Genomic DNA, 19,757 nt, shown 5'->3' with positions numbered 1-19,757 from the left:
ACACACCTTGACAATATTCGGACAAAAAGCAATCGATCAAATTCTAATCTATTTTGGTTGAATAAATATGTTGTATCCAAAGGATGAAGAATTTCGGGCAACGACGGATAAACCGAATCACGACGAAGGTATTGAGATGAACGCACAACAATTTAATGAACTTAAGCAAAAGCTCAGTGATTTAACGGCAAGTCAGTTAAAGTCATTACAAGGTGAGATCAGCGTGAAACTAAATAAAGCGCAAAAACCGGTTCTATCTGGTGAAGAAAGAGAAATGCTTGCCAAACTGTTTGCCTAATCAAGTCATTGATATAAAACACTTGAACGTTTTATAAACTCCACCTATGCTCTCACTATCATAATGTTGGGAGTAGTGATATGCCTGTATCGGGAATTCAATCTGGATACCACATCGTTCAGATGTCACAACAAATGGCCGAGAAAGCTGCACATGGCATTAGCAATAATGTAAGTAAGGTAAAAGAAAAGCTTTCTGATCACAACATCGATTTAGCTGCGGTTGCGGATGTCGCAATAACAGCCTCAACACCTAGCCTTCCCTCTCAAAAAGTTGAATCTCTCAGCAACCTCGCACAAGCCGCTGGTTATAACCGAGTTGGCGCGTCTGTCATAGAGAAAAACAATGAAATCATTGGCAGCTTGCTAGACATCCACGTTTAGGCGATTTAACGTCAAATTATCGCTATTTTAATTTCCAACTATCACTATAACGTCGTAACAAGATAACCCCTTTGCTTCGCTCTTTATTTCTATTTCGATTCAAATACTCCTGTTTAAAATCAAGCTTTCCCGAAAAAAATGGGCGGCTTATCAGAGCCGCCCATTTTTGTGTTGTATACAGGTTTATCCGTTATCAATAACACCGTTGTTGAGCAATGACTCTACAATCTCATTGGAGCTGAGACCGTTGAAGTCGATTGAAGTACCTAAGTTTTCCACGACAATAGTCTGTTGAACATTTGCATCCGTCGTAATGTTCAGAGAAACACTTTCCGTCGATGCATCGTAGTCTGCCGAAATGTGACCAAGCAGATCATCCATGTCGATCATTGAGTTATTGAGATCAGAGATAACTTCACGTAAATCGATGCTGTCTTCGTTAACAGTGAAGTCAGTAATGGTATCCACTGCCCCTTCATCAACGGAATCTACCGTCCACTTGAAGATATCGCTGCCGTCTCCACCCGTTAAGATATCTGAACCTAAGCCACCGATAAGCACGTCATCACCATCACCACCCAGAATAACGTCGTCACCGTCTCCACCAATCAAGTTGATACCTGTGTCTCCGCCGACTAAATAGCTGTCGTCCACTGCGGTTGACTGGTCAATATCGTCGCTATCACTACTCACATTCAAACTAATTTGGACAGGTGAAGACTGCGCTTCATCGCCATTAGATTCCGTTGATATCGCCGTAAGCGAAATATCGTAAGAACCGACATCAATACCACTGTTAGTATCTGTTGCGACAATTTCTAGCGTATCAATTTCATCGCTTGGTACTGTCCAAGTGGTACCATCGAAGCTAATGCCTGATGGAGAAACGCCACTTGTTACCTCAGCACTAGCTGGTACGCCCGTTAGCTCCAAAGACAGCACCTCGTCAATATCAGTAAGCGCCGCCATGATTCCGACAATCGCTAAACCTTGACTGCTCGCGGTTTGGCTAGCCGCAATTTGACGAATGTAATTAAACTGAGGATTGATACTCAATGTAGGTGCATCAGCTACAGGTGTCACATTGATAGTGAAATCTTGATTCGCTTCCAATGCGGTACCCGCATTTTCGAAGTACACGCCGTTGTCTTCGACTTTCACCGATAAAGTGATTGAAGCTGCGTTGACATCTCCTGCATCCACAAATACACCCTCAGAAGCGTCTGTTGCTCCAAGAACAGAGTTAATATTATCTGGTGTGCCCATTAGGGTTATTTCACCAGCCATCCCCGCCCCAACAGTCACACCACTACCTGCTGGCGGCTCGACACGAAGGTCGCCCTCGGTAACTGTAAGAGTCACGGTCATGCTTTCATTTGCTTGTGCGCCCGCAAAGTCGACGTCACTCACACTAATACCCGTTACTTTCTGGCCATCAGCTTCATTGATCGTATCCGTTACCGACGTTGCAGTGATTTCAGGTGCGTCATTGGTAGCTTCAACATTCAACACTGCTGTGCCCGAGATTGTAATTGGGTCTGGAGCGCCGTTAGTGGTTCCGTCATCTGTGATTTCATAAGTGAAATTAACGTCACCAAAGAAATCTGCTGCGGGTTCAAACGTCCACTCTGTCGCACTCACTTGAGTCAGCGTGCCGGAAGCTGGATCCACTAACACAACATTATCGACGGTCAAGTTGTCTGACTCAGGATCACTTGCGTTGCTCAGCAACTCAGTAGCCGTAATAGTTACCGAACCACCATCTTCTTCCGTACTACTCAACGTTACCTCTGATGTTACCGGTGCATCGTTCACCTCAGTGACTTCGAAGGTCGCCGTTCCTGACACCGTTTGAGGATCAGAAACACCGTTCGTTGTACCGTTGTCGGTAATGTCGTAGGTCAGATCGACCTTGCCGTTGTAGCCAGGCGCAGGAGTAAATGACCATGTACCTGTTACGTTGTCGAAATCCAATGTGCCGCTGCTTGGGTCAACCAACTGGACATTACTCACCATCAAGGTGTCGTTTTCAATATCAGACGCATTCGCCAACAAATCAGCTTGGGTAATATCAACCGCCGTACTGTCTTCTGCGATATCAGAAAGTGTCACTTCAGACGTCGTTGGAGCATCATTGACTTCCGTTACGTTGAACGATGCGCTGCCGTTAACCGATTTAGGATCGGATGCACCATTTGTCGTGCCATCATCTGTAATGGTGTACGTGATTTCAACTGGACCGTTGTAATCTGGTGCTGGGGTAAATTCCCACTCTCCCGTGCCACTGTTGAAAGTAATGATGCCCGAATTCGGATCCGTTAACTGAACATTGCTGACCGTGAGGTTATCGTTCTCTACGTCTGTCGCATTCGCAATAAGATCCGCTTCAGAGATGGAGAACACACCACTATCTTCTTCAATATCCGGTAGCGTCACTGGCGTAGTTTCTGGGGTATCATTCACCGCTGTCACTTCAATATTGAAGCTGCTGCTGTTGGTATTTAGGGTGTCATCTACCCCACCAATTACGATACCTTCATTACCTTGGTCATCGACTGTCACGTCCACCTGAACGTCACCAAAGAAGTTCAGGTCTGGATTAAACTCAATCAGACCGTCTGCAATGGCATTGTTTAGATCGGCCACTGTGCCTTTCAGTTCAACGGAGTCCGTACCATCACCGCTCACGGTTAGGTTGTAAGTAGTGATGAGCGTTGGATTAAGCTCCAAGATACCGCTGTCGACGTTCACATTGAGTACGTATTCAGCATTCGGATCATCGAGTACGGCATCAATATCGGTAATGCTGAAACCATCAAGCAGCAATGGCGTATCTTCTGGTGTTTCCACATCCACGGTGTTGACGAACTCTGGACGATCGTTCACTGCTTCAACATCAACAGTGACATCAAACTCCTCTGCGGAGCCCAAGCTTTGACTGCCATCGAGCCCAGTATCAACGGCTTGCACTTTGAAATGCAGCGAACCATCCCATGAGTTATCGTTGCGATCCCCAGAATTAAACACCACTTGATCCAAGTCTTGAGCATTGATTTCTAAGACAAAAATGCCGCCGCCTTGGTCAGTAAACACGGTCCCATCAGGTAATGAAACACTCGCCCCATCAGGGACATTGGAGACCTCAACTCTCAGCGTCTCTGGATCATTTTCCTGGTAGTTTGCACCATCTCCGATGGACTCTTTGTTATCAACCACTAACGCATTTACATTAATAACAATGTCTTCGCCCTCATTACCTGCAGCCGAAGTATCGGGATTCACATCAACATCATCACCAATAGGATTGACAATAAGCGTAAAGTTGTTGTTTCGTTCCGTTGGAACTTGTAGCAACTCCTCTTGAATGAAGACCGTAATACCTATCTCAGCCTCGCCACTAAAGTGTTTTGGCGGTTTAATTTGGATGTCACTCAGGTCAATGGACGTCTGAGTGAGATCTTTTAGTTGAATACTCCATTCGCCCCCACCGTTGTTCTTAACAACATAATCAGAGGAATTGGATTTAACGATAAAGTCATCAGGAAGCCCCGTTAACTTGAGTGAAACGAAACTCTCAGAACCGTCATTATCGTTCAGGCTGATCGAAACACCAGACCCTGATTGATTAAGCGAAATTAAAGTATCTTCGTCGCCAATCACCGTGATTGGCTGCGTCGGATCGGCACCTGTAATGGTAATGTCATCAACGACTGGCGTAACTTCAAATGTGACATCGTCAGTGAAGGTTCTTACATCTATATTATCGCCAGAGTTATTCAAGATAGACTGATCAAACACAGCTTCATCAGTAATTTCTCCCTCGATATTAATCTTGACGGTATTTTGGCCACCACCTACGGGGTAATTTTCTTTTGGCTTAAACAGAACATTGTCAAGCGCACCAGCTAAAATCTCAGCTTCATTAAACTCAATACTGGTTCCTAAGCTGTTACCATTGGCATCAACAAACTCACCTAATGTTGTGTCATCAAGCTCTAACTTGATGTTCGTTAGTGTTTCTCGACCACCTTGAGTGTTGTTAAATTGATCGGCAAAATCAACACTCAAGTTAAGTTGGATTAAGCCATCTTCGTAACCAACACCATCCGCCGTGGGAACGTCGTTATTTAGATCAGTCACAGGTTGTTTGTTTGCATCCAAGCCGAAAGTACCGACGATATCTACTCTTACATTTGGTGTGACATCGCTATCCAACGGCTGATCCCCGGCTGAACTCGGAACGTCTGCAACCGGTAAAACCTGAACTGGAAACTGAACATTATTTTCTTTTTCATCACCGGACTCAGTGTCTTTAGTGACGAACCGAATTGGTAAATCGAAATCACCTGCGTAATCTTCTGCCAAGTGCATCGTCAAACCATCAAGGCCAGTAATATTTCCACTCGCATCGATATGGGCTTGGAACACGTATTTGCCATTGACAAAGTCGATATCCGTCCCCGTGATCACCAAACCAGGAGGAATGCCAGGAGCTGAAGGATCGACGATAATAGTCAAGACATCCTCCACGCCATCTGCATTAATCGCATCAACTTTCGACGTTAACTGAGCACCAAGGTTGATAGAATTATCTTCCAACGCTTGAATTTGGACATCATCAGCCACCTGAATCTCTGCCGCTACACTCATTTGCGGTGTGAGAACGGTAGGAAATTCAAGTGTCACATCCGTTTGGCGCACGACCGTCGCATCTTTTTCGTTGCCCAAATCTTCGCCCAAATCATTTACTTCTGCGTAAATGGTTAAGCCAATTTGAGAGAGACCACCGTTATCGCCATCGTCACTGTCATCGTTTGGTGTTAAATCAAGTCCAGACGGCGCTTTAATTGAGAAGTTGTCTTCATTGGTTACTGTCCAACGACCTCCACCTTCATTTAGTGCACCGACGATAACCAATTGGTTGAGGATCTCAGGGTCCACATTGTGAAATTGAACAACAAGTTGAGTCACCACTTCATCTGAAGACGCATCAAACTCTTGATATTTAATGATATGAGCACCAGATTCGCCCCCCATAGAAGTGTTGATCGTAAAGTCAATGTTACCTTGATCGTCTGACTTCACGATATCGGTAGCACCACCACCACTTTCAGTGACAAGCAGACGGGTTTGGTCATCTATTGCCCCCGTTTTATCCTCTGGCTCAACGATTGGATTAACTTGGACATTCACCGTACCATTGATGGTTTTCTCAGCGATACCTTCACCGGGATTCGAAGCGTCAACATATTCATGGTCAATCTCTTTCACAGTGACGGTCGTGGTCAAGTCAAAGTCAGTACTTGAATCCTGCTCCAACTGGACTTGAACATAGCCACTTTGAGAGATTTTAGCGGAAAAATCTTGCTCTGATTCACCGGCTTGCGGTGAAAGCGTTAGTGTTCCAGAAACAAGCGTTTGTGCCACACCATCTACATAGACCGTGCTGCCTGGAGGAAATCCAGAGATGGTTACATCACTAAAGAATTCATCGGTATCAGGGCTTTGTACGAGCGTCGGTTTCCAATCGATGTCAAAGCGCGTATCTTCATCTCCCTCCGATCGAACAACGTAGTTATCTTGAGCGTCAATAACGGGTTCGACCTTGATCCTTACCTCTCTTTCAATCACACGACTATGACCATCATTTTCGGTAACAATGATCGTCCCTGTAATCGCAATGTTTTCGGTTGAAGAGGCTTCTGGAATAATTTGAATACCGGAATTAAAATTCAGCCCAGTGATGTTTGCTTCGTAAATCGGTTGACCGTTACCATCATAGCCAACAAAGGTGAGGTCAACGCTTGAACCGTCTGAATCTACGACACGAACACCATCGGGGATGTTGGACAGGATAACAGTAATGGCTTCTGAATCATCCAGAGGTCTATCGGCAACTTCACCTGATACAACCGAGAAGTTGAGGTTTACAACACCATTCTCTTCAATAGTCGTCTCTATCCCGGCCACATCTCCGTCTACGAATCGGTTCCAAACGTTCCCCGCGTCAATTAATACCGTGTCTGGTATGTCAGCAACACCTTTTACACCAACGATGACAGTCTTACTGCCCAGTGACAACACATCTTCTGTCGTACCGGTAGACAATGATGCTGTGTCTTTCACAATGCCTTCGACATTGAAAGTAAAGTCATCATTGCTGTGCAACGGAGGAAGAACTTCGACGTTCGCTAATTCAGACTCTGGCACTTCGTAATAGAGTACATTGCCGCCTGAGTCGGTCACTTCTACTATCTGACTTGGGTTTGCTGAGTCCAGCCACACCAAAGTAACCCCATCAATTGAGAAGTTAGAAATGCGCACAAATAACGCTTCAGAACCATCTAAGTCCGCTGATGGTTTCATGGTGATCACTTCACTTAATTGGAGTGGGTCGTGATCAGTGACAGGGTCTACCGTATTTTGAGTTCGAGCATTATCCTCAAACACATTAATTCGGTTTACAGTAAAACTACCTTTATCCGCAACTGGGTTTACATCAATAATGATGGTTTCGGTTTCTGAGCGAGCGGTATCTTTCCCAAGCAGTGGATTGTTGTTTTCCGTCGTAATAGCGGTGACATCAATTCTGATTTCGCCCGAGAAGTTATCTATCGGATCAACTTGAACTTCATCAATTCGGCTTGCATCCACCAGATAAACACCACTGGATTTTGGTATCGCACTACCATCTGAATAGACTAACTCTGCGTTACCTTCTCCTTGTGTAAAGACAAGCTCGTACACAATGCCTTCAGGGTTACTAGTGTCTTGGGTTTCAGCCGTGATGTTAAGTGCGACATTGTTTCCATCTTCATCAACCGAGTAGTTAAATTCGCTGCTTGCCGTCCACGTTGCAATATCTGCAACGGCAGCAACTTCAATGTCTAAACGACCATTAATCGTATGATCTGGCGTACCATTGTTAAGAATTTCCACGCGGATACGAGGATCGATACCAGAAGGATCGGTTGATGTATGACGATCTGGTACGAAGTACAAGTTATCTAGCGAGACAAGCTCACCATTGAATGACTGCTCAACATTTGATGCGTCGAGAACAACCGTATTGCCCACAGATGTTAATTCAATGTAGTTGCCACTGCCGTCTCTGTAGTAGAACGTACCGTTGTGAGTATCAGCATCTCGAATAGTGATGTCACCTAAGCTCTCGTTACGGTCGATATCGTGTAAATTGATAACCAAGTCGACTTTCGCAGGGCTAACATCCAGCGTCGACAAGTTGTCCTGAGTATTTGCAGAGTCAACGCCCACAACGACACCATCACGCCCTTGGTCTTCGAACGCAGTAACGGTAGACGTGTCAATTTGCGCATTGCGGTCTCTTATCGAGATATCCACATCGGCATCTGCGATATCGCCATCACCATCGGTTGCAACAACGTTGATGGTGAAATCAATCGAGTCGGTTTCGGTATGGTCAAGGTCGTCATTCGGACGGAATGACACACTGCCATCGGTTCGAACAACCAAACGACCGATTTCAGTATCCACTCCGTCAAGAACCTTGTGAACAAATACGACTTGGTCGCTGCCGTTCAAATCGACAGAATCAGAATCAACACCGTTTTGCTTAAAGTAAATGCCTGAATCATCAGCCGAGAATGAAGTCACTTGTGCGCCGTCAGCACCAAGGTCATCATCCCCCTCTACAGGGTCTCGGAATAAACGAACCGTGCGGCTGCCTTGTCCCTCAACACGTGAAATAGACGCATCGTGCAAGGTTGGAACATCATCGGTAATCGTCACTGGTAAGTTAATACCGGCCGTATCGCCATCGACATCGGTCGCAAAGACTGGGAGATCAAGTATGAGTGTATCTTCGCCTTGAGTTGAGTGATCTAGCGCACCCTCAAGCGTAAACTTGTAAGAGCCGTCAGCGTTCAAAACTAGCGTGAACACTGAGTTACCATCAGGTGTTTGACCTTGATAAGTAAAGTTGTTGTTGCTTACCGCGGTTTGAACTAACGTCACCGCAAGACCACCTGAAGTTACTCCTGGTATCGGGTTAGAAGTAAGATCTAACTGGTAAGAGACAACGGTATCTGCCCCTTCCACCGTATCGAAATTGCCCGTTGCTTCTAGGCTGTCTTTGTTGGTTGCCTGAGAGCCGTTGGCAAGGTCATCCTCATCAACAGCCAAAGCATCTGCTGATTTAATTTCGGGAATGTCATCAACTACGGTAATTGGAAGATTCAGTGATGATGACGTGTCACCATCAAAGTCTGTTACTGTAATTGGAATATCAATGACAAGGTTGTTTTCACCTTGAACAGCGTCATGGTCGATTGGTCCCAACAGCTCAAATTGGTAGCTGTCATTATTCGCATCAAGAGACAGCGTGAAGATCTTAGTTGATGTGCCAGTAATAACCGCTTCGTAACTGGTTACTCCACCATTCGTGCCTACTAGATTCAACTCGATGCTGCTGCCGTTCGACGTTAAGCCAGACACGACTGCATCGAGGTCTGAAACTTGGTAGCTGACAATCTTGTCTGCACCAGCAACGACCTCAAATCCGCCGTTCAATACCGTTGAATCACTACTTGTCGTGTCAGAGCCACCAGCAAGATCATCTTCATCAACGGTTTGTTGGCTTGAGTCTGTCACTTTCACAATCGCTGGAACATCGTCCACTACTGTGATCGGCAAGGTGATGTTATTGGACACATCGCCGTCAAAATCGGTCGCGTTGACTGGGAAGTTGATGACTAACGAGTTTTCATCGTTACCCGCAGGATGATCAAGTGCACCCAACAGTTCAAATTCATAACTGTCTGCTGAACCATTTAGCGTCAGTTTAAAGACGGTGTCCGTCGTACCTTGTACATAAGCTCGGTACTCAATCACACCGTTTGAATTTGAAAACTCAACCAACTCAAGCGGTTGACCACCTGAGGTAAGTCCAGAAACAGGCGACGTTAAGCTATCCAACTGGAAGCTAACGATAGAGTCGGCACCATCAGTAACGTCAAAGTTGCCACCAATGATATTGGATTCTGGCGTGTCGTCCGAACCTTGGCTTGGAATATCATCCTCATCCACAGACAAGGTACTACCAGAGCTAATAGCATCAATGGTTGGTTTGTCATCTACGATGGTCACTGGCAAGGTCGCAGTGATGGTATCGTTGTCGCCATCCGTGATCTTCACAGGTAGATTCAACAAAATTTCATCAGAGTTAACCGCGTGATCTAACTGACCAGATAACTCAAAGTCGTATTTACCATCTTGATGAAGTGTCAACGTGAAGACCGTCACTCCACCCTGAGTTTGTCCCACGTATACAAGCACGTCAGCAGTTGAAGCGCCAACGTCTTGAGAAAGTGTTACCTCTTCTCCACCCGATTTCAGATTCGGGATAGGATTTGAGCTTAGATCCAATTCGAAAGCATCAATACCATCTGCGCTAGTGACTTCGAACTCACCTGATACCGTTAACGGCTCTTTAGTGCCATCAGAACCAAGAGGTAAGTCATCTTCGTCGACACGTAGACTTTCAATATTAGTAACAACTGGAACATCGTCCACAACGGTAATTGGCAATGTGAAGGCTGGTGAAGTATCACCATCATTATCTGTCGCCGTCACAGGGAGGTTAATAACAATCTCGTTTTGCTGATTACCATCGGGATGATCAAGCGGCTTCTGTAAATCGAACTCGTAGGTGTTGTTCGTTGCATCCAACGTCAGTTCGAACACAACTTCAGCAAGATTGCCAGCGACACCTTGGTATACGTTCACGCCGTTTGCGCTAGAAGACAGAACTAAGGTGATAGCTTCACCATCTGAAGTCAGTGACGCAACAGGCGTGGTCAGGTCACTCAGCTGAATAGAAGCAACTTGGTCAGCACCTTCGGTGATATCAAAAGTACCTGAAATAACAGTATCTTCTGCACTTGCAGCATCCGTACCTGCTGGTAGGTCATCTTCATCAACGGTTTGTTCGCTGCCTGCTAGTAAACCATCAATGGTCGGAACATCATCCACAACCGTAATTGGTAAGGTGATGTTGTTCGACACATCTCCATCAAAGTCCGTCGCGTTTATCGGCAAATTGATGACCAGTTCATTTTGGCCATCAGCATTTGGATGATCGAGAGGAGCGAGCAAATCGAACGTGTAGCTGTCATCAGAGGCATCGAGGGTCACACGGAATACCGGTGTCGTCATGCCATCAATACGAGCTTCGTAAACTGAAACGCCACCTGCGTTTGATACTTCAACCATAACCAGAGATTGACCACCAGAGGTCAGGCCTTGTACTGGCGTCGTTAGGTCAGAAACGCTGTACTCGACAATGCCATCAGAACCATCAGTCGCGATGAAGTTACCAGCAATGCTGTTCGACTGTGTACCATCAGATCCGACTGTTGGGATATCATCCTCATCAACCGTTTGCACACTTGTTGCTTCGATTCCGCCAAGTGTCGGCTTGTCATCAACGATCTTGACAGGAATTGTCTCAGCAGAGGTATCGCCATCAAAGTCTGTCGCGATGACTGGGAAGTTCAGTGTCAACTCATCACTATCTACTGCGTGGTCGATTGGACCTTCAAGCGTGAAGTTGTAACTACCATCAGTATTCACTATCAGAGTAAAGACCGCTTCAGTACCCGCTGTCGCCTCGTAAGTAAAGCTGCCATCACCGTTTGCGGTTTCCGTCAGTGTGACTGCCACGCCTTGTGATGTAAGGCCAGCCACTGGTGTTGCAGACGCGTCAAGCTGATAACTTACCACTCGGTCCGAGCCTTGTGTGGTAGTGAAGTTGCCATCGATTGAAATCGGGCCAGTCTGATCTGAACCAATCGTGCCTAGGTCATCTTCATCAACGGTAATCGCATCGACATCGGTAATGGTCGGCTTATCATCCACAATGGTGACTGGGATCGTTTCTGTGGTGGTATCACCATCAAAATCCGTTGCGATGATTGGGAAGTTCAGTGTCAGCTCATCACTACCCGTCGCATGGTCGATTGGACCTTGCAGCGTAAAGTTGTATGAACCATCCGTATTAACGGTCAGCGTAAATACTGCTTCAGTTCCTGCTGTCGCTTCATAAGTGTAGCTACCATCACCGTTTGCAGTTTCAGTCAGGGTCACTGCCACACCTTGTGATGTTAGGCCATCAACTGGCGTTGCAGCCGCATCCAATTGGTAGCTTACTACCCCATCAGAGCCTTGCGTTGTAGTGAAGTTGCCATCGATTGAAATTGGATCTGCGCCGTCAGAGCCAATCGTCGCTAAGTCATCTTCATCCACACGGATCGCGTCTACGTTAGTGATGGTTGGTTTATCGTCAACGATGGTAACAGGCAGTGTTTCTTTCGACGTATCGCCATCAAAGTCTGTTGCGATAATCGGGAAGTCGATTTGCAGGCTGTCGCTATTCACCGCATGGTCTAGTGGACCCTGCAGAGTAAAGGTGTAGCTGCCGTCTGGCTTCACCACCAATTCAAATACGTCATTGCCATTTGCTGTGGCAGTGTAAGTAAAGCTGCCATCACCATTTGCTGTCTCTGCAAGCACGACAGGCTCACCATGAGAGGTCAACCCTGCTACTGGATCTGCCGTTGCATCAAGCTGGTATTTAACAACGCTGTCTGAGCCTTCAGTTGTGCTGAAAGACCCCGACATAAACGCATCATCGTTTTGGTCTGAGCCAATTGTAGCGAGATCATCTTCGTCTACTGTCAGTGGAACAACGTTATTAATGGTTGGAACGTCATCAGTAATCGTGACTGGAATGGTCGCGGTCGTCGTATCGCCATCAAAGTCTGTTGCAATGATTGGGAAGTTCAGAACTAGTTCATCGCTGTTTAACGCATGATCAACCGGACCTTCTAGACGGAAGCTGTATGTGCCGTCAGCATTCACATTCATGGTGAAGACAGGATTGCCATCCGCGGTAGCCACGTAAGTGAAGCTGCCATCGGCATTCGCAGTCTCCACCAAAGTAACAGGCTCACCTTGAGAAGTTAAACCTGAAACAGGATCAGCCGTTGAATCAAGTTGGTAGCTCACCACACGGTCTGAACCTTGAGTGGTCGTAAACGCGCCTTCAACAAACACAGCGTCAGTTTGGTCTGAGCCAATGCCTGATAAATCATCTTCATCAACAGCCAGAGGCACGACATTATCAATGATTGGTGCATCATCCGTAATCGTGACTGGAATGGTTGCCGAAGTCGTATCACCATCAAAATCGGTGGCAATAATTGGGAAATCAATCGTCAGGCTGTCGCTGTTGGCGGCATGATCAATCGGGCCTTGCAGCGTAAAGTCGTACGTACCATCTGTTGCTACGTTTAACGTGAAAACAGGATTGCCATCTGCGGTCGCCACATAGGTAAAGCTGCCATCACCGTTGGCGGTTTCCACCAAGGTAATCGCCTCACCTTGAGACGTTAGCCCCGCAACAGGATCAGCGGTTGAATCCAGTTGATAGCTCACCACTCGGTCAGAGCCTTGTGTGGTAGTAAACGCGCCTTCAACGAACAGATCGCCGCCAGGGTCCGAACCCACACCGGTAAGGTCATCTTCATCGACACTTAACGCATCCACCGCTGTGATGGTCGGTACATCATCAACAATCGTGACTGGAATGGTTTCAGTAACGGTGTCGCCATCAAAGTCGGTTGCGATAATTGGGAAGTTGAGTGTCAGTTCGTCACTATCAACCGCGTGATCAATTGGCCCTTCAAGTGTGAAGTTGTAAGAGCCATCAGTATCTACTGTCAGAGTAAATACTGGGTTGCCACCCGCAGTCGCTTCATAAGTGAAACTACCATCACCATTTGCGGTTTCAGTCAGCGTTACCGCTACACCTTGCGATGTTAAACCGTCCACCGGTGTTGCTGAAGCATCGAGTTGGTAGCTCACTACTCGGTCAGAGCCTTGTGTGGTAGTGAAGTTACCATCAATAGAAATCGGGTTGCTTTGGTCTGAGCCAATTGACGCTAGATCATCTTCATCAACCGTGATTGCGTCGACGTCAGTAATAACTGGCTTATCGTCCACGATCGTCACAGGGATCGTGGCGTTTGTGGTATCGCCATCAAAGTCTGTTGCGATGATTGGGAAGTTCAGTGTCAACTCGTCGCTATCTACCGCGTGGTCGATTGGACCTTCAAGCGTGAAGTTATAGCTACCATCAGTATTCACGGTCAGTGTAAAGACCGACTCGGTGCCTGCTGTTGCTTGATAGGTAAAGCTGCCATCGCCGTTTGCGGTTTCAGTTAGCGTGACTGCCACGCCTTGTGATGTGAGTCCAGCCACTGGTGTTGCAGAAGCATCGAGCTGATAGCTCACCACTCGATCAGAGCCTTGTGTGGTGGTGAAGTTGCCATCGATTGAAATCGGGCCAGTCTGATCTGAGCCAATCGTACCTAAGTCATCTTCATCAACGGTAATCGCATCAGCATCGGTAATGGTCGGTTTATCATCCACGATGGTGACAGGGATCGTTTCTGTGGTGGTATCACCATCAAAATCCGTTGCGATGATTGGGAAGTTCAGTGTCAGCTCATCACTGTCTGTCGCATGGTCGATTGGACCTTGCAGCGTGAAGTTGTATGAACCATCCGTATTAACGGTCAGCGTAAATACTGCTTCAGTTCCTGCTGTCGCTTCATAAGTGTAGCTACCGTCGCCGTTTGCGGTTTCAGCCAGCGTGACGGCCACACCTTGTGATGTTAGACCATCAACTGGCGTTGCAGCAGTATCTAATTGGTAGCTTACTACCCCATCAGAACCTTGCGTTGTAGTGAAGTTGCCGTCGATTGAAATTGGATCTGAGCCGTCAGAGCCAATCGTCGCTAAGTCATCTTCATCCACACGGATTGCGTCTACGTCAGTGATGGTTGGTTTATCATCAACGATAGTGACAGGTAACGTCTCCGATGAGGTATCGCCATCAAAGTCTGTTGCGATAATCGGGAAGTCGATTTGCAGGCTGTCGCTATTCACCGCATGGTCTAGTGGGCCCTGCAGAGTAAAGGTGTAGCTGCCGTCTGGCTTCACAACCAATTCAAATACGGCATTGCCATCTGCTGTGGCTGTGTAAGTAAAACTACCGTCGCCGTTAGCAGTTTCAGTAAGCACGACAGGCTCACCATGAGAGGTCAACCCTGCTACTGGATCTGCGGTTGCATCAAGCTGGTATTTAACAACGCTGTCTGAGCCTTCAGTTGTGGTGAAAGAGCCCGACATAAACGCATCATCGTTCTGGTCTGAGCCAATTGAGGCAAGGTCATCTTCGTCCACCGTAAGTGGGACAACGTTATCGATGGTTGGAACGTCATCAGTAATCGTGACTGGAATGGTCGCGGTCGTCGTATCGCCATCAAAGTCTGTTGCAATGATTGGGAAGTTCAGAACTAGTTCATCGCTGTTTAACGCATGATCAACCGGACCTTCTAGACGGAAGCTGTATGTGCCGTCAGCATTCACATTCATGGTGAAGACAGGATTGCCATCCGCGGTAGCCACGTAAGTGAAGCTGCCATCGGCATTCGCAGTCTCCACCAAAGTAACAGGCTCACCTTGAGAAGTTAAACCTGAAACAGGATCAGCCGTTGAATCAAGTTGGTAGCTCACCACACGGTCTGAACCTTGGGTAGTGGTGAACGCGCCTTCAACAAACACAGCGTCACTTTGGTCTGAGCCAATACCTGATAAATCATCTTCGTCTACAGCCAGAGGCACAACATTATCGATGATTGGCGCATCATCCGTAATGGTGACTGGAATGGTTGCCGTGGTCGTATCACCATCAAAATCGGTGGCAATAATTGGGAAATCAATCGTCAGGCTGTCGCTGTTAGCGGCATGGTCAATCGGGCCTTGCAGCGTAAAGTCGTACGTACCATCTGTTGCGACATTCAACGTGAAGACAGGATTACCGTCAGCGGTCGCCACATAGGTAAAGCTGCCGTCGCCATTCGCGGTTTCCACCAAGGTAATCGCCTCACCTTGAGATGTCAGACCCGCAACAGGATCAGCGGTTGAATCCAGTTGATAGCTCACCACTCGGTCAGAGCCTTGTGTGGTCGTAAACGCGCCTTCAACGAACACAGCGTCAGTTTGGTCTGAGCCCACGCCGCTAAGGTCATCTTCATCGACACTCAACGCATCCACCGCTGTGATGGTCGGTACATCATCAACAATCGTGACTGGAATGGTTTCAGTAACGGTGTCGCCATCGAAGTCGGTTGCGATAATTGGGAAGTTGAGTGTCAGCTCATCACTATCAACCGCGTGATCAATTGGCCCTTCTAGCGTGAAGTTATAAGAGCCATCAGTATTCACTGTCAGCGTAAAGACCGCTTCAGAGCCCGCTGTTGCTTCGTAGGTAAAACTGCCATCACCATTTGCAGTTTCTGTTAGCGTGACAGCCACACCTTGCGAGGTTAAACCGTCAACTGGTGTTGATGTGCCATCGAGTTGGTAGCTCACCACTCGGTCTGAACCTTGCGTGGTGGTGAAGTTACCATCAATAGAAATCGGGTTGCTTTGGTCTGAGCCAATTGACGCTAGATCATCTTCATCAACCGTAATGGAATCCACGTCAGTAATAACTGGCTTATCGTCTACGATCGTCACTGGGATAGTGGCATTTGTGGTGTCGCCATCAAAGTCGGTCGCGATGATTGGGAAGTTCAGTATCAACTCATCACTATCTACTGCGTGGTCGATTGGACCTTCAAGCGTGAAGTTATAGCTACCATCAGTATTCACCGTCAGCGTAAAGACCGCTTCACTACCCGCTGTCGCCTCGTAAGTAAAGCTGCCATCAGCGTTTGCGGTTTCAGTCAGCGTAACTGCCACGCCTTGTGATGTAAGGCCGTCAACTGGTGTTGCAGAAGCATCAAGCTGATAACTTACCACTCGGTCAGAGCCTTGTGTGGTGGTGAAGCTACCATCAATAGAAATCGGGTCAGTCTGGTCCGAACCAATCGTGCCTAAATCATCTTCATCAACAGTAATCGCATCAACATCGGTAATAGTTGGCTTATCATCCACGATGGTAACAGGCAATACGATTTGGCTTGTGTCACCATCGAAGTCTGTAGCAATAACGCTAAAATCAAGGGTTAAGCTGTCGCTATTTGCCGCATGGTCAATTGGACCTTGCAGCTCAAAACTGTACGAGCCGTCGGTATTCAAAATTAATGTGAAAACTGCACTGCCATTTGCCGTTGCGCTGTAGGTGTAACTGCCATCTGCATTTTGCGTTTCGGTAATGGAAACGGTTTGACCTTGAGATTGCAGGCCATTTAAAGAATCAGCGTTTACATCCAACTGATACTGTACGACGCCATCAGAACCTTGAGTTGTCGTAAACTGACCTTCGACCAGCGTTGACTGTGATTGGTCAGAGCCTACCAAACTTAAGTCATCTTCATCGACGGTAAGAGCGACAACGTCATTAATGGTTGGCACATCATCGGCAATGGTTACCGGTAGAACAAGTGAACTGGTGTCACCGTCAAAGTCCGTTGCGACAATAGTGAAGTCTAGAGTTAAGCTATCGCTACCCACAGCATGATCGATTGGACCTTCAAGGGTAAATGAATAAGAACCGTCAGGGTTCACTTGTAAGGTGAAGATAGCGTCCCCTTCTGCCGTTGCAGAATAGGTAAAGCTGCCATCTGAATTGGTTGTTTCCGTCAGAGAGATAGATCGCCCCTGCGATTCCAACCCATTGAGTGGATCAGTGCCGCTCTCTAATTGATAACTTACAACACGGTCTGAGCCCTGAGTCGTCGTGAAGCTACCTTGCGCGAACACAGAGTCGCTTTGATCGGAGCCAATGCTTGATAAATCGTCTTCATCGACGGCTAGCGCATCAACGCCATCAATCGAAGGAACGTCATCTTGAACTTGAATGACAATTTGCGCAGCTTCTGGTGTGTTCGAACCTTCGGTAATAGAGGAGCGGTCACCATCCGCATCTACCGCGTAAACTGGCAGTGAGAAAGTGAGCGAGTCATCGTTAGCACCCGTATGGTCAAGTTGTTCATACAAGTTGAATTGGTATTCGCCCAATGCAGGTGCATCAATCGCCACATCAAATACGGTAATACGCACACCATCCAGCTCGATGAAGCCTTCGTAAGTACGTACGCCGTTACTCTCGGACGCTAGTTCTAGTTGAACAACCTGCCCTTGAGATTGGAGTTCTCCACCAACATTGAACTCTGTAGGTTCCAACTCATAGTGATCAATGATGTCACTTCCGACCGCTGTCGTGATCGACCCAGTACCACTTGTTACTGCCGCGCCTGCCTGTGAACCTTGGTCAACCCCCGCCTCATCTAAAGACAAGCCCGTCACGTTCTCAATCACTGGGTTATCGCCATCGCGGATGGTCATCGTAAAGGTGTTGCTTGCCGTATCTTGGTCGAAATCGACGATTGTGGTTGGCAAAGAGAGCTCAATCGTATCTTCACCGTTTGTTTGTTCTAACGGCTTAAATTGCTCAAATTGGTAGGTACCATCAGTATTCAAACTGATGGTTAAGACGGTCTCATTCGAGCCCGCAATGGACAAGGTGATAGTACTGCCGTCTTCAGAGAGTACCGCTTCTGCCGCCTGATTATCACTCAGTAGGCCATCGAACTGACTAAGTCCTTCTTGATTAAACGTGACCGTTGCCAATTGATCACTACCAATATCAACAAAAGTGCCAGTAATTGGTGTAGAAGAAGATTCAACGTTTTCAAAAGTAACGTTCTGCGGCGCAGGATCATCGCCATCAATAACGGTTGTCGTAAAATCGATAGGCGCTTGAATGCTATTACCACCAATATCTGCGCCTGTAATGTCAAAAGCGATACTGATTTGATCACCGACGATAGATACTTGGCCATCAGCGATGGACGCCACATGGTCAATACCCTGGCTAATCGTGGTAACGACCTCTAACTCTAAATCACGGCCTAAAGATGTCGCTTCGATCTCGATACGAAGCACTTCGTTACCACCTTGAGTGCCGATAATGGCATTTTGCGCTTCGTCGTAAACAAACGCCACTGGCTGACCACCAGAGGTAATGTCACTATTTAACTCGGCTAACAAAGACTCTAATGAGGACGTTTCAGGTACAAATGAAGCAGTATCAAGTGCGAGATCCCCTGCTTCAACCAGCACACTAGAAGAAATGGTTTGCGGGTAGCTAGATAGAGAAATTGAGCCTTCTGTTACGCTAGATTGCAGTGACTGCCCACCATCAGCAAAAATCGTGACATTCAAACCATCATCTTCGTCGCGATCATCTTCTCCGCTGCGAGTCGCAGACGTTTCAAAAAAAGTAGAAGCGAGTACTTCCGGGTTATTATATTCAACCGTCACGTAGCCAGCATTAGCCGAGCCTTCAGCACCTGCGCCAGCAGCTGTTGCTTCTAAGATAGCGGTAGGGTCAGCTCCGTCTAAAATAGCTTGCTGGATAGCGGCAATATCGTTGGCGTCGAAGTCAGCACTTCCAATAGCCGTTGGGTTAAAAGTCACTAAGCCATTAACTGGAGATTGTACCAATACTGGTTCTAACGGTTCAGAAGAAGGCACAGGAAGACAAGCAACACAATTTGCATCGACCAGATAAAGCTCATTATTTATCTGTACGTCGAGAGAAGCATTATTTTCTGTGATAATAATCTCGCCAGGTCTTAACTCATCCCCCGCTTTTATGACCTTAACGTTTCCATCCAGGCCCAAAACCAAAACTTCACCTTTGACAGCATTTACAATCGCGCTCTGCGGTACCGTGTGCGTACTCATCTGACCTCCGCTAATGGCTTACGTTTCCCATTAACCTTTTTAGATAATTTCTTATTAATTTAGTGCGGCATACTGCACACCTTTATACGATTAAACTAAGTATTGAATCATTAAACAATCGATAAATACCCTACTACCAAGCAACATAAGTAAAACTTACTCGTAGTCACAGAAATGTGACACATGTGCTGACGCGTAGATATCGAATAATTATATGAAATTGATACCTTATTCTGATTAAGTGTAGTTGTTTTAAGAAAAGAAGAGAGATGAAA

The 19,757-nt window shown here is 46.8% G+C and carries 3 protein-coding genes; 2 read left to right on the top strand and 1 reads right to left on the bottom strand.

Annotated features, from left to right (window positions below; translation table 11 throughout):
* The first annotated feature begins 67 nt into the window (after nt 1–67).
* Both R7P69_RS06830 and R7P69_RS06825 read left to right on the top strand, forming a co-directional pair.
* Complete coding sequence (locus R7P69_RS06830) at nt 68–298, top strand: hypothetical protein (protein WP_005376575.1); 231 nt, start codon at nt 68–70, stop codon at nt 296–298.
* A gap of 80 nt (nt 299–378) precedes the next feature.
* On the top strand, nt 379–681 hold the full coding sequence (locus R7P69_RS06825; RefSeq protein WP_042520711.1) for a hypothetical protein: 303 nt from the start codon (nt 379–381) through the stop codon (nt 679–681).
* A gap of 183 nt (nt 682–864) precedes the next feature.
* Here R7P69_RS06825 and R7P69_RS06820 read toward each other — a convergent pair whose 3' ends face one another.
* Nucleotides 865–19,482 (bottom strand): retention module-containing protein, encoded by an 18,618-nt coding sequence (locus tag R7P69_RS06820; RefSeq protein ID WP_318121533.1) that lies wholly within the window; start codon nt 19,480–19,482, stop codon nt 865–867.
* Nucleotides 19,483–19,757: the final 275 nt, after the last annotated feature.

Source organism: Vibrio sp. 661 (genome assembly GCF_033339315.1).
Classification (GTDB): Bacteria; Pseudomonadota; Gammaproteobacteria; order Enterobacterales; family Vibrionaceae; genus Vibrio; species Vibrio alginolyticus.
The sequence above is the reverse complement of the archived record's forward strand: the minus strand, read 5'-3'. Positions and strand labels throughout refer to the sequence as shown.

Coding starts and splice junctions, on each gene's coding strand:
- R7P69_RS06830 (WP_005376575.1), top strand. CDS start 68: ATGTTGTATCCAAAGGATGAAGAATTTCGGGCAACGACGGATAAACCG.
- R7P69_RS06825 (WP_042520711.1), top strand. CDS start 379: ATGCCTGTATCGGGAATTCAATCTGGATACCACATCGTTCAGATGTCA.
- R7P69_RS06820 (WP_318121533.1), bottom strand. CDS start 19,482: ATGAGTACGCACACGGTACCGCAGAGCGCGATTGTAAATGCTGTCAAA.